This is a genomic window from Kineosphaera limosa NBRC 100340, assembly GCF_000298215.1.
In the GTDB taxonomy this organism is placed as follows: Bacteria; Actinomycetota; Actinomycetes; order Actinomycetales; family Dermatophilaceae; genus Kineosphaera; species Kineosphaera limosa.
The window spans coordinates 1-12367 of record NZ_BAHD01000102.1 but is presented as its reverse complement, the minus strand read 5'-3'; the positions used below and the strand labels follow the sequence as shown (position 1 = coordinate 12367).

The following is a 12367-nucleotide window of genomic DNA, read 5'->3' as shown; positions in this document are numbered from 1 at the left end:
CGCCGCGCGAGACGACTCGCCGGTCCTCGCCGCACTCCTGACCGCCAACGCGATCGGCGCGGCCCACGAAACCGGCCTGACGCGCCCCGGCGACGGCGACCGGTTGGCCGCCGCCGCGGCCGTGCTCACCGACACCGACCTGACGACGCCGCTGGCGCAGATCCACCTCCTGCTGGGCCAGCTCGCGCACGAGCACGCCGCAGCCACCGGCCAGCCGCTGCGCGCGGCGATGCACCACTACTACTCGGCGCTGCAACTCGTCACCGAGGCGAGCGAGCCCCTGGTGTGGGCGCGGGCGCAGGTCGCGCTCGCCACCGCCCAGTTGGCGACGCCGATGAGCAGCGCCGGCGACCAACTGCGGTTCGGCATCGCCACCCAGGCCCTGCGCGCGGCGCTGCGGGTGCTGACCCTGCAGGACCACCCGCACCAGTGGGCCGGCGCCACCCTCAACCTAGCGAACGCGCTGATCTACGCACCGTCGCTGCATCAGGGCGACAACCTCGTCGAGGCCGTCGAGCTGTACGACCAGGTGCTCGCGCAGCGCCCCGTCGGCAGCGACCCCCTGGCCCGGGCCCGGGTGCTGGCCAACCAGGGCAATGCCCTGGCCCACCTGGGGATCTTCGACCACGCCCGGGCCAACCTCGTCGAGGCCCGGTACCTCTTCGAGTCCGCCGGCGAGGGCGCCTCCGCGGCCGCAGTGCGCGGGCTGCTCGACGAGATCGTGCGCGCCCAGTCCGCCGCCAAGGGCACCGACCCGATCGCCGACGCAGCACAGCAGCAGCGGCGCGAACGGCAAATGGACCGGATGCCGGTGACGCCCGGCCCGATGACCTCCGGGATGGGCGTCACCATGGGCGCCGACGTGCCGCCGCGCCCGAAGGTGGTCGTCGTGCCCGCGTCTTCGCGCCCGACCTCCGCCTCCTCGACCTCCGCTTCCTCGACCTCATCTCCCTCGACCTCCTCTCCCCCGTCGGCCTCGAATGGGGCGCAGCCGCCGCAGGGAGAGACGTGATGGACCTTCACGAGCGGGTGGCGTTCGACGCGCTGCTGGGTCAGGCGGGCGAGGCGTTCGTCGAGCGCATCGTGCAGCGTTGCGCCGGTCAGGACCGAGCCATCGAGGCGCTGGAACGGGACCCCGACAGCGAGGGCGTGTGGCTCACCGACTTCGTCGACGCGGTCTTCGACGAGTGGTGCCTGGCCGACGCCGACGGCGCCGCGTTCGTGCTGCGGGCGCTGAAATCCCGACCGGTGCCGGCAGGCCCGACCACCGCGCCGACCACCGGGACACCTAGCACCATCGAGCACCTGCTGGTGAGCACGGCGAAGGCCGCGTTCGCGACGCTGCTGCGCGCGAAGGTACTGGAGTCGATGCGGCGCGCGAGCGTCTACGGAGCGTGAGAGTGATGAGCGAGCAGACGGCCATCCGACCCCCCACAACAGTGGGCGATGAGACCACCGCGCAGGCCCCGGTCGACGAGGGCGCCCTGGAGGCGCTGGCCCGCACCCTCGACGAGGGCGAGCCGGCGCAGCAGCTCGCGGCCTTCACAACCCTGCACCGGCAGGCCCTCGTGACGATCGTGCGCCGACTGCGAGAGGACCCCAGCGGTAAGGAGCTGCTGTTCGAGCTCGTCGACGATCCGCACGTGCACATGATGCTGGCCGTGCACGGCATCGTGCGGGCCGACCCGACGACGCGGGCCCGACAGATCCTCGAAGCCGCCAAGCCCGTGCTGACCGAGCAGAAGTGCTCCGCCGAGTTGCTGACCATCGACGAGGGCGTCATCCGGCTGCGGTTCGACGGCCCGAGCGGCTGCGACTCCCCGACCGGGCGGCTCAAGCCGGAGCTGGAGGCCGCACTGCTCGCGGGCATCCCCGCTGTGCGCTCGGTGGTCTACGTCGACCCGCCGCGCGCGCCGGTGCTGCTCGGCGGCATCGGGCTGCGACCCGACGCCACACCGAGCGCGCCGGCCGACCCCGGGCCGGGGTGGGTGCGCACGTTCCCCGTCGAGCGGATCACCCCCGGCAGCCTGGAGGCGGTGTCGCTGCGCCGCGACGCCGAGCAGGCCGCCCTGAGTGGATCGCCGGGCAGCGAGTCGACCGAGGCGATCATCGTCAACGCCGCCGGCCGCTTCACCGCCTACGTCAATTCGTGCGCCCACCAGGGGCTGCCGCTCGACGAGGCCGAGGTCGACGCCGCGCGGGGCACGATCACCTGCCCGTGGCACGGCCTGTGTTTCGACGCGGTCGAGGGCGAGTGCCTGACGTTGCCGGGCGCCCGGCTGCAACCGCTGGACCTGCAGGTGCTCGACGGGCACATCTGGGTGAAGGTGGCCTGACATGCGGGTGCGCATCCTCACCGACGCCGAGCGGGCCGGACCTGGCGGACCGGCCGGCGATCTCGCCAGCGGTTTCGCCGTGCGCGCCGGCGCGGCCGTGCCGGGGATGCCGCCGCTGCACCCTGCTGCTGATTCTCACCCCAGCGGGTCCGCCGACAGCGGTGGCCCGGATGCCGCGTTGCCCGCCGGCTACGGCGGGTGGCGGCCGCGCGCGGTGCTCGGGGCTCCCGCTCCGGGGGGCCTGGCACTACCGGCCGCCCAACCCACCGCCTCCTGGCTGTACGCGCCGCGCGGGGTCTACGTGGGAGCCGATCTGCTCGTCGCCGCCGACACGGGCAACCACCGAGTGCTGATCTGGCGCGACCTGCCGAGCGCCGACGGCACCCCGGCGGACGTCGTGCTCGGCCAGCCCGACGCGACGAGCGAGGGGCCCCAGGCGGGTGGCCGCGGCCCGCGGAACGGAATGAACCTACCGACCGGGGTGCTCGTCACCGCAGCCGGCGAGCTCGTCGTGGCCGACGCCTGGAACCACCGGATCCTCGTCTGGCAGAGGCTACCCACGGCCACGGACACCCCGCCTGATGTCGTGCTCGGGCAACCCGATGCCACGGGCATCGCCCCCAACGCCGGCGACGACGCGATCGCCCGCGGCGACACCTTCTACTGGCCGTTCGGCATCGGGATGGTCGACGGCGCTTTCGTCGTTGCCGACACCGGCAACCGTCGGGTGCTGCTGTGGCGCGACGGGCTGCCTGCGCCCGGACAGCCCGCCGATGTCGTGCTCGGGCAGTCCGACCCGCACGCCCGGGAGGAGAACCGCGGCGGCCCCGTCGGGCCGGCCTCGTTCCGCTGGCCGCACGCCGTCGGCTCCGACGGGCGCGGCGGGCTGCTCGTCACGGACGCCGGCAATCACCGGGTGTTGTGCTGGTCGACGCTGCCGACGCAGGACCGCCCGGCCGATGCGGTACTCGGTCAACCCGACCTGACCAGCGGCGATGAGTTTCCCTACGTCCCCCAGGTGGGGCGGCTGCGGTTTCCCTACGGCCTGGCGACCGGCGCCGGCCAGCAAGGGCCGCTCGTCGCCCTCGCCGACACCGCCAACAATCGTGTGTTGTTGTGGGACGCCTTGGCGGCGCCGGCCGGGCCGGTGATCGGGGCGCCCGCCGATGCTGTGCTGGGCCAGCCCGACCCGGCCGCCAACGGCGAGAACCGCTGGAGCAGCGTCGTCGCGGACTCCCTGTGCTGGCCCTACGGCCTGGGGCTGCACCGCGGGCCGGCCGGCGACGTGCTGGCCGTGGCCGACTCCGGCAACAACCGGGTCGTGCTGTGGGAGCGTCCGACGTGAACACCACCGCCGTCCAGCTCGCTCCCGCCCACGGTGAACGCCCGACGCGGGAGCGGATCGTCGTGACCGGGGTCGTGCAGGGCGTGGGCTTCCGCCCGCACGTTGCGCGGCTGGCCCGCACCCATCACCTGGTCGGATCGTGCCGCAACTCCACGACGTGCGTGACGATCGAGGTGCAGGGACCATCGGAGTCCGTGGCGGCCTTCGCGCAGGAGGTCGTGGCGCAGGCGCCGCCGATGGCTCGCGTGCTGTCGGTCGCCCGCGAGGTACTGCCGGTGGCCCGTGAGCGCGATTTTCGGATCGAGGCCAGCGCCCCGGAGGTCGGGGGCCGCACCCTCGTGCCGCCGGACGTCGCCGTGTGCGAGGCGTGCGTGCGCGAGCTGACCGACCCCGCGGACCGGCGGTATCTGCATCCGTTCATCACGTGCACCGACTGCGGGCCACGGCTGACGATCGTCACCGGCCTGCCGTACGACCGACCCGCCACGTCGATGGCGGCTTTTGCGATGTGCGAACGGTGCGCCGCCGAGTACGGCGATCCGCAGGACCGCCGCTACCACGCCCAGCCGGTGGCCTGCCCCGACTGCGGTCCGCAGCTGCGGCTGCTGGGCGCCGACGGTCGACTGCTGGCCGCCGGGCGCGACCGGCACACGGTGCCGGGCATCGTCGAGCAGACGCGGGCGGCGCTGCTGGCCGGCCAGGTCGTCGCCATCAAGGGCATCGGCGGCTTCCACCTGGCCGTCGACGCCCGCCGCCCCGACGCCGTGGCGCTGCTGCGCGAGCGCAAGCACCGACCCGATCAGCCGTTCGCGCTGCTGGCCCGCGACGTGAGCACCGCGCAGCTGCTCGCGCACGTCGATGCGGCAGCTCGCGGTGCCCTGACCGACCCGGCGCGGCCGATCGTCGTGCTGCGGGCCAGGACCGAGCACACCCGCCCGATCAGGGTGGCGCCCGGCGTCGCGCCCGGCCTCGACGACCTCGGCATCATGCTGCCGTACGCGCCGATCCACTACCTGTTGACCGACGCGCAACTGCCGGTCCTCGTCATGACCTCCGGCAACGTCAGCGGCGAGCCTCTGGTCACCGACGAGGCCGACGCCGTGGCGCGCCTGGGCCCGATGGCCGACCTCATCCTCAGCCACGACCGGCCCATCGTCGTGCCCTGCGAGGACTCCGTCGTCACCATCGACGATCAGGGCGAGGTGCTGCCGATCCGCCGGTCGCGCGGCTACGCGCCGCTGCCTGTGGCGCTCTCGTCGGAGGTCGACGAGCGGGGTCCCGAGGCCGTGCAGGGCGCGCCGGTCGTGCTCGCGGCGGGCGCCGAGGTGAAGAACACGGCGGCGCTGACCCGCGACGGTTGGGCCTTCGTCTCCGCGCACGTCGGCGACCTGGAGAACCTGCGCACCCGCCGCACCCTGGCGGCGGTCACCGCGGACCTCGTCGACTTTCACGACGCGCGCCCGCAGCTCGTCGTCGCCGACGCCCACCCCGGCTACGCCTCCCGCGCCTGGGCGGAGGATGCCGCGCAGCAGTACGACGTGCCGCTGCTGTCCGTGCAACATCACCACGCGCACCTGGCCGCGCTCGCCGCCGAGCACGGCCGGCTGGCGCGACCGCTGCTGGGGCTCGTGCTCGACGGCACCGGCTACGGCTGCGACGAGACCATCTGGGGCGGCGAACTCCTCCTCCTGACGGACGGCGGGGCCGCCGCGCACCGGCTCGGGCACCTGTCGACGTGGCCGCTCCCCGGCGGCGACGCCGCGGTGCGATCACCGGCGCGACTCGCGCTGGCCGCCCTGCTGCACGCCGGCATCGATCCGGCCGGACTGGCACCACGGGACGCCCTCGACCCCACAGAAGTGCGGGTGATCGAGTCAGTCGTGCGGGGCCGGACCGGCTGGGTCGCCACTTCGAGCGCCGGTCGACTGTTCGACGTCGTCTCCTCACTCCTCGGGGTGCGCCACCGCATCACGTACGAGGCGCAGGCCGCCATCGAGCTGGAGGCGCTCGCCCGCCGGGCCGACCGCCCGACTCGGCTGCCCCGACCCACCGTCGCACCGCATCCGGACGACGCGGACCGATTGGTGCTCGACACCGCGCCGCTGCTGCACGCCATCGCCGAGCACGTCACCGGACGCCTGCCCGAGCACGCCGCCGGACGGGCGCTTGAGCACCGGACGGGACGCCCGCCCGAGCACGACAAGCTCCGCACCCGGGAGAACGCCTCCTTGGCGCTCGCGACGCACACGTGGCTGGCTCAGGGACTGGCCGAGCTGACCCTGCACTCCGCCCGCCGCCACAAGCTGCCGACCCGCGGCCTCGACGTGGGTTTGACCGGCGGCTGCTTCCAGAACCGCGCGCTGCTCGCGGCCACCCGCCGCGCCCTGGCCCAGCGTGGCCTGCGCACCCTCACGCACCGCGTGGTACCACCCAACGACGGCGGTCTGAGCCTGGGGCAGGCCGCGATCGGGCTGGCCCACCTCGCTCGGGCCGGCCGCTCGCCGGGCGCCCCCACGCCCTCAACATTTGCACAGAACACTGTGTTGTCATGTGGCCAGACCGCCCAGCCCGCTGACTCGAACGGAGGGCACTGACATGTGTCTCGGCATCCCCGGGCAGATCACCCGCACCTGGATCGAGCCCGACGGCCAACGCCTCGCGCAGGCCGACTTCGTCGGTGAGCTGCGCACGATCCGCATCGACTACCTGCCCGACCTGGCCGTCGGCGACTGGACGATCCTGCACGCCGGGTTCGCGCTGACCAAGCTCGACGAGGCGCAGGCGCTGCAGACCCTGGCCACGATGCGCGAGGTGGGGCTGCTCGATGCGGAGCCCGGCAGTGCGCACGACGCCCCTGACTTTGCCCCTGACTTTCCCGCGAGTCCGCAGTTGCCAGCCACCCAGGAGGCCTCATGAACCGGCCCCAGACGACCGAGCCCATCGGTCGCGCCCCTGACCCGACCGCTCCGGTCACCGACCCCGCGGCCACCCTGGACGCCGCCGCCCTGGCCGCCTCGGCACAGCCCGCGATCGTGATCCCGCAGTGCGTCGACGACGTGTGCGTGACCTGCAGCGACGAGGGTCGCCCCGGCGTCGTCGAGCAGGCCCCCGGCGCCGCCTTCGAGCCGGCGCTGGTCCGCACCGACTCCGGACTCGAGGAGGTCGACATGACACTGGTGGGCCAGGTGCACCCCGGCGACCGCGTGCTCATCCACGCGGGTCTGGCGCTGACGATCCTGGACGGGGTGGCGTGATGGCGCGCCCCCGCACCCAGGAGGAGGTCAACGAGCGGATCGAGCGGGTCCGGCGGCGCCGCCCCAGGCTGCTGGAGCAGGTCGTGACGCTCGCGCACGGCGCCGGCGGCAAGTCCTCTGCCGCATTGACGGCCAACGTCTTTCTCGAGGCGTTCGGCAATCCCGCGCTCGACGCGCTCGGCGACGCGGCCGTTCTCGACCTGCCCGACGGCCAGCGCCTCGCCTTCTCGACCGACTCCTACGTCGTCAACCCCATCCAATTTCCCGGAGGCTCGATCGGCGACCTCGCGGTCAACGGCACCATCAACGACCTTGCGGTGAGCGGCGCTATTCCCCAGTGGATCTCGGCCGGCTTCGTCATCGAGGAGGGGTTACCGATGGAGACGCTGCGGGCGCTCGTGCAGGACATGGCCAACGCCGCCGTGGCCGCCGGAGTGCAGATCGTCACGGGCGACACGAAGGTGGTGGCCAAGGGCGCCGCCGACCAGGTGTTCATCAACACGGCCGGCATCGGACTCGTCCCGGCGGGCCGGCGCCTCTCGTCCGCGCTCGTGCGCCCGGGAGATCGCATCGTGCTCTCCGGGCCGATGGGCGCTCACGGCATGGCGGTCATGCTCGCCCGCGGCGACCTGGACATCGAGGCCGACTTCGTCTCCGACACGCGGGCCGTCAACGGGCTCGTCGAGGCCGTGCTGGCCGCTGCCCCCGACACCCGCTGGCTGCGCGACGCGACCCGCGGCGGCGTCGGCACGGTCGTCAACGAGCTCGCCGCCGACACCGACCTGGGGGTCGTGCTGGACGAGGACACCCTGCCCGTGGAATCCGCCGTCGGTGGCGCCTGCGAGCTGTTGGGCATCGATCCGCTGTACGTCGCCAACGAGGGCGCCTTCGTCGCGGTCGTACCGGAGGCGCAGGCCCCCGCAGCGGTCACCGCGCTGCGGTCGCTGCCCGGCGGCGAACAGGCCTGCGTCATCGGCGTCGTCGCCGACGACCCACCCGGCCTGGTCGTGATGCAGACCCGCTTCGGCGGCACCCGGGTCGTCGACATGCTCGTCGGCGACCCGCTCCCACGGATCTGCTGACCGCGCCACTACCGCTCGACCCTGATTCATCCCACGGAAGGAGCACCCACCATGTGCCTGGGAATCCCCGGTCGCGTCGTCGACATCGTCGACGCCGACAACCACCTGGCCAAGGTCGACGTCTCGGGTGTGCAACGCACGATCAGCGTGCGACTGCTGGCCGACAGCGGCGTCTGCGTCGACGACTGGGTACTCGTGCACGTCGGCTTCGCCCTCGCCAAGGTCGACGAGGACGAGGCCGCGATGACCCTCGACCAACTCAAACGCCTGGGGCGCGAGTACGACGACGAACTCGAGTCGTTCGCCTCCTCCTCCGTGCTTTGACGCCGTGCTGTATCGAATGCCGTGCTGTATCGAATAAGGGACCGTTCATGAACTTCGTCGACGAATTCCGCGACCCGGTCGCGGCGCGGGCGCTGGTCGCCTCGATCACCGAACTGCTGGGCGACGACGAGGTCGCCTACATGGAGGTGTGCGGCGGGCACACGCACACGATCTACCGCCACGGCCTGGAGCACGTTCTGCCGCCCGGCATCGAGCTGGTGCACGGCCCCGGCTGCCCGGTGTGCGTCATCCCGATGGGCCGGGTCGACGACGCCGTGTGGCTCGCCGAGCAGCCCGACGTCATCTTCACGACGTTCGGCGACATGATGCGCGTGCCGGGCACGAACGGCTCGCTGCTGGAGGCCAAGGCGCGCGGCGCGGACTGCCGGTTCGTCTACTCGCCGCTGGACGCGCTGAAGATCGCGCAGGCCAATCCCACCAAACACATCGTGTTCTTTGCTGTCGGCTTCGAGACCACGACCCCCTCGACCGCCGTCACCCTGCACCGGGCCAAGGCGCTGGGCGTCGAGAACTTCTCGGTGTTCGCCAACCATGTGACGATCGAGCCGCCGATGCGGGCGATCCTTGCCGACCCGGCGCTGCGCCTCGACGGCTTCATCGGCCCCGGGCACGTCTCCACGATCGTCGGCACCGGGATTTACGACTTCTCCCCGCGCGAGTTCGGCAAGCCGCTGGTCGTCACGGGTTTCGAGCCGCTCGACATCCTGCAGTCGGTGCAGATGCTGCTGAAGCAGCGCCGCGAGGGACGCTGCGAGGTGGAGAACCAGTACAGCCGCGTGGTACGCCCCGAGGGCAACGTGGCGGCCCAGCAGCTCGTCGCGCAGACCTTCGTGACCCGCGAGACCTTCGAATGGCGCGGCCTGGGGTGGATCCCGCACAGCGCCCTTGAGGTGCACCCGGACTTCGCGCAGTACGACGCCGAGCGGCGGTTCAGCCTGCCGGGGCAGCGGGTGGAGGACCCCAAGGCGTGCGAGTGCGGCGACGTGCTCCGCGGCGTCATCAAGCCGTGGGAGTGCGGCGTGTTCGGCACCGCCTGCACCCCGGAGACACCGATCGGCACCTGCATGGTGTCGCCGGAGGGCGCCTGCGCGGCCTACTACAACTTTGGTCGGCTGCAGCGGCGGACCGTTGAGGTCGGCGCACGCGGGTGACGAAGGCGCACCATCTCGACGCGGCCAGCCCTGCCGATGTCGCCGATGTCGCCGGTGTCGCCGATGGCGCCGGTCGAGCCGCTGGCGTCCCGGCCGGACACCGCTTGTTCGCTCGCTACGCTCATGCGCCCAACGCCCGCGGGTTCTGCGGACCCGAGCTCGGCGCTGCCTTGCAGCGCCTCGCGGCCGGCCACACCGTCTCCGGGCTGGACGTGCCCGCCGCAGCCAGACGATTCTCCGGGGCCTGGCCCTACCAAGCGCTGCTCGCCGAGCACGCAGGTCGAGTCGGGCACGGCGGTCACGTCGGAGGCTGCGGGGGCAGCGGGGGCAGCGGGGGCGGAGCGCTGGACCCCCTGGAGGAGCGGGTGGTCCGCGCGTACTGGACCGGCAACGACCTCACCGAGCTGGTCGACGCGCGCGCCTACGGCACCGAGCTACTCGCGCGCTTCGGCGCGCAGGCGGGGCACTACTGGCAGCACCTGACGCCGGAGCTGTTGCCGGAGGTAACGCCGACGCACGCCTTTCACGTGTTCGGCGTGTACCCGTGGTCGCGGCTGCTGGGGCGGGGCGCACCCGAGCCGGTCGGCGTGCTCGACGACTGCCGCATCAGGGTGGGGCGGGTCCTGGATGTCGGTGGCGACGAGCTGCTCGTGGAGATCGACCGGCTCGTCGACGAGAGTCCGGGCCTGCGGCTGTCGACGCCGCGGCCGGAGCGGGTCATCTGGCGGACGCAGGACGGACCGTTCATCGACGCCGCGACCCTGCGGCCTGGGGCGTGCGTCGCCGTGCACTGGAACTTCGCGTGCGACGAGCTGACCGCCGCCGAGGCCGCCACCTGCCAGCGGCTCACCGTACGACAGGTCGAGCACACCGACTCCCGGCTACGCCGCGCGGCCGCGGACTGAGCGGTCGGGTGGGCTGAGCGGTCGGGCTGGCTGAGGGGTCGGGCTGGCTGAGGGATCGGGTGGGCTGAGCGGTCGGGTGGGCTGAGCGGTCGGGCTGGCTGAGCGGTCGGGCTGGCTGGGCGGTCGCCGGCCGATCTGTCTCCCGTTAGCCTGCCGGGATGGTGATGGGCTTGGTTTCAGGGGTGAGCCTCATCGGGGTGAGCGTGCTGCTCTGGTGGGTGACGGCGTCGGCGGCGCGCGGCGATCTTGGCCGCAACGGGGCGGTGGGGATCCGCACGGCGGCCACCACGGCCTCCGATGCGGCGTGGGTCGCAGGCCACCGGGCGGCCCTGCCGACCGCGAAGATCACCGGCATCGTCGGGGCCATCATCGGCGGCAACCTCGTGGGGGCCGGCCTGTGGTCCCCGTCGGAGGAGCCGAGTGGCGCGGTCCTCGTGCTCTTCGCCGTCGGCTATTCCGTCATCATCGTCGCCGCGCTCGTCGCGGCGCGTATCGCCAGCCAGGCCGCCCGCGAGGCGGAGCGCTGACAAGGGCGCGCCGTCGCCGCACGTGGGGCCACCCGCGCGACACCTGGCCGTCACCCGCGATTGGGTTCTGACCGGGGCGCTCAGGTACGATCCCCCACGGAGGATTCGCATAGTGGCCTAGTGCGCACGATTGGAAATCGTGTTGGGTTAATCACCCTCAGGGGTTCAAATCCCCTATCCTCCGCCACCTGCACGACCAGGGCGGGAGCAGCCGAACAGGCGCTCCCGCCCTCGTCATGTCACGGGCGGCCGAGCGCGGGCCGGGCGGACTCGACCGCCAGGTCGCGCAGCAGGGTCCGGAGCATCGCCGTCCCCTGGTAGATCGCCACGGAGCTGGCGCGGCGCGACCCGTCGGAGTACTCCACGACCCAACGGCCGGAGGGGCCTTGGTCCACGTCGACGATGACGGCCACCGGCGCCGCGTGGTCACGCACGCGGTCCTGCACCGGGAAGGCGATGCGCGGGCCGGTCAGGGGGTCGGTCGAGTAGGTCAGCCCCGCGTGCGTCACGGGCGCCGATTGCTGCACCGCCCCGGGCTTGAGGTCGAAGTACTGCTCGGCGATCCTCTCGGCCGCCGCGATGCCCCGCCGTCGCTCGACCGCCCGGTCGGCGCGCTGGCGGCGGGCCTTCAGGTGCGCGGGGTCCGCGGGCTGTTCGAGGGCGGCGTACTCCGCGAAGGCCGGGTTGTCGGGCGCGAAGAGCACGAGGTCGGCCCACGGGCAGCTGCCGAACCGCTGGGAGCCGACGGTGATGACGGCCCGATCGCCGTCGTCACTGACGGTTAGGGCGCCGGGGTCCTGTTCCGCGTACTGGGCGAGCGACTCGCGCCAGGGCTCGTTCGGATGCGGATCGGTGACCTCGAGGCGCCCCGCCTGGTCCGCCGCCACGGCGCAGTCGAGGGCCCAGGCGTCGAACTCCGCCACGGTCTGCTGATCAGCTGCCAGCGCCTGCCACTCCTTGACGTCGACGGCGCCCTCGACTGGCTCGGTCGGCGCAACCCGATCGAAGACCTCCCGCAGCAACGCCCTCCGCTCGTACTCCCCGGCGGGATCCAACGCGACGGCCACCACCGGCACCCGCACCTCCTGCGGCTCGGTGGCTCCGCGCCGGACTGCCTCCGCCGACACCCATTCGTCGCCCACTCGTAGCGATTCGGGCACCACCTGCTCCCAGATCCGGTCTTGCGGCGCGCCGTCGTCACCCCGCCCGGAGTCGAGAGCCTCGAGTACCAGCGCAGCCAGCCGCGGCGCCAGATGGGCCAGCTCCGTCTGTGCCCGCCGAACCTCCTCCACCCGCTGCATCCCGACGTTCCCCAGCTCCTCCCGGAGTCGGCGGGCCGCGTCGCGCGGGGCGCCCGCTGCCATCCCCTGACTCATGACGCTCAGAGTCCCACGCAGGAGGCAGCCGCGGGCCCAGCGCTTC

Annotated in this window: 13 protein-coding genes and 1 tRNA gene; 13 read left to right on the top strand and 1 reads right to left on the bottom strand. The window is 72.9% G+C overall.

All coding sequences use genetic code 11. The features are described 5' to 3' along the window. From KILIM_RS22895 to KILIM_RS20415, 13 genes are all read left to right on the top strand, one after another. A partial coding sequence (locus tag KILIM_RS22895; protein WP_006594667.1) for a hypothetical protein occupies window positions 1-1012 on the top strand: 1012 nt, incomplete at its 5' end. Then, entirely contained in the window at window positions 1012-1398 is a 387-nt protein-coding gene (locus tag KILIM_RS20470; RefSeq protein WP_006594666.1) for a hypothetical protein, read from the top strand. The genes KILIM_RS22895 and KILIM_RS20470, both read left to right, overlap by 1 nt. Before the next feature lie 5 nt (window positions 1399-1403). Then, window positions 1404-2336: a Rieske (2Fe-2S) protein gene (locus KILIM_RS20465; protein ID WP_006594665.1), complete on the top strand. Its 933-nt coding sequence runs from the start codon at window positions 1404-1406 to the stop codon at window positions 2334-2336. Window position 2337: 1 nt separating this feature from the next. Then, the gene (locus tag KILIM_RS20460) at window positions 2338-3681 is read left to right on the top strand and encodes an NHL repeat-containing protein (RefSeq protein WP_006594664.1); all 1344 of its coding nucleotides are present in this window, start codon (window positions 2338-2340) and stop codon (window positions 3679-3681) included. Next, window positions 3678-6275, top strand: coding sequence for a carbamoyltransferase HypF (hypF, locus tag KILIM_RS20455; protein ID WP_006594663.1), 2598 nt, complete (start codon window positions 3678-3680; stop codon window positions 6273-6275). Before KILIM_RS20460 ends, hypF begins: the two co-directional genes overlap by 4 nt. A 1-nt stretch (window position 6276) precedes the next feature. Further along, on the top strand, window positions 6277-6597 hold the full coding sequence (locus KILIM_RS20450) for a HypC/HybG/HupF family hydrogenase formation chaperone (protein WP_006594662.1): 321 nt from the start codon (window positions 6277-6279) through the stop codon (window positions 6595-6597). Beyond that, complete coding sequence (locus tag KILIM_RS20445; RefSeq protein ID WP_006594661.1) at window positions 6594-6935, top strand: HypC/HybG/HupF family hydrogenase formation chaperone; 342 nt, start codon at window positions 6594-6596, stop codon at window positions 6933-6935. The genes KILIM_RS20450 and KILIM_RS20445 overlap by 4 nt, the downstream gene beginning before the upstream one ends. Further along, the gene (hypE, locus tag KILIM_RS20440) at window positions 6935-8017 is read left to right on the top strand and encodes a hydrogenase expression/formation protein HypE (RefSeq protein WP_006594660.1); all 1083 of its coding nucleotides are present in this window, start codon (window positions 6935-6937) and stop codon (window positions 8015-8017) included. Before KILIM_RS20445 ends, hypE begins: the two co-directional genes overlap by 1 nt. A gap of 51 nt (window positions 8018-8068) precedes the next feature. Continuing rightward, window positions 8069-8341, top strand: coding sequence for a HypC/HybG/HupF family hydrogenase formation chaperone (locus tag KILIM_RS20435; RefSeq protein ID WP_006594659.1), 273 nt, complete (start codon window positions 8069-8071; stop codon window positions 8339-8341). A gap of 47 nt (window positions 8342-8388) precedes the next feature. Continuing rightward, on the top strand, window positions 8389-9513 hold the full coding sequence (gene hypD / locus KILIM_RS20430; RefSeq protein ID WP_006594658.1) for a hydrogenase formation protein HypD: 1125 nt from the start codon (window positions 8389-8391) through the stop codon (window positions 9511-9513). Then, window positions 9510-10418 carry a DUF6390 family protein gene (locus KILIM_RS20425; protein ID WP_006594657.1) on the top strand — a complete coding sequence of 303 codons (909 nt, stop codon included), beginning with the start codon at window positions 9510-9512 and terminating at the stop codon, window positions 10416-10418. The genes hypD and KILIM_RS20425 overlap by 4 nt, the downstream gene beginning before the upstream one ends. A gap of 158 nt (window positions 10419-10576) precedes the next feature. After that, window positions 10577-10945: an SdpI family protein gene (locus KILIM_RS20420; protein WP_006594656.1), complete on the top strand. Its 369-nt coding sequence runs from the start codon at window positions 10577-10579 to the stop codon at window positions 10943-10945. Between the two features lie 98 nt (window positions 10946-11043). Further along, window positions 11044-11132, top strand: a tRNA-Ser gene (locus tag KILIM_RS20415). 52 nt (window positions 11133-11184) lie between these two features. On the opposite strand, the gene KILIM_RS20410 is transcribed toward KILIM_RS20415, so the two are convergent. Then, window positions 11185-12367: hypothetical protein (locus tag KILIM_RS20410; protein ID WP_006594655.1), on the bottom strand; the 1183-nt coding region annotated here is incomplete at its 5' end.

Bases quoted from the DNA above. Each gene is read 5' to 3' on its own strand.
- hypE (WP_006594660.1), top strand. From the start codon at position 6,935: ATGGCGCGCCCCCGCACCCAGGAGGAGGTCAACGAGCGGATCGAGCGG.
- KILIM_RS20470 (WP_006594666.1), top strand. From the start codon at position 1,012: ATGGACCTTCACGAGCGGGTGGCGTTCGACGCGCTGCTGGGTCAGGCG.
- KILIM_RS20435 (WP_006594659.1), top strand. From the start codon at position 8,069: ATGTGCCTGGGAATCCCCGGTCGCGTCGTCGACATCGTCGACGCCGAC.
- KILIM_RS20420 (WP_006594656.1), top strand. From the start codon at position 10,577: ATGGTGATGGGCTTGGTTTCAGGGGTGAGCCTCATCGGGGTGAGCGTG.
- KILIM_RS20450 (WP_006594662.1), top strand. From the start codon at position 6,277: ATGTGTCTCGGCATCCCCGGGCAGATCACCCGCACCTGGATCGAGCCC.
- hypD (WP_006594658.1), top strand. From the start codon at position 8,389: ATGAACTTCGTCGACGAATTCCGCGACCCGGTCGCGGCGCGGGCGCTG.
- KILIM_RS20460 (WP_006594664.1), top strand. From the start codon at position 2,338: ATGCGGGTGCGCATCCTCACCGACGCCGAGCGGGCCGGACCTGGCGGA.
- KILIM_RS20465 (WP_006594665.1), top strand. From the start codon at position 1,404: ATGAGCGAGCAGACGGCCATCCGACCCCCCACAACAGTGGGCGATGAG.
- KILIM_RS20445 (WP_006594661.1), top strand. From the start codon at position 6,594: ATGAACCGGCCCCAGACGACCGAGCCCATCGGTCGCGCCCCTGACCCG.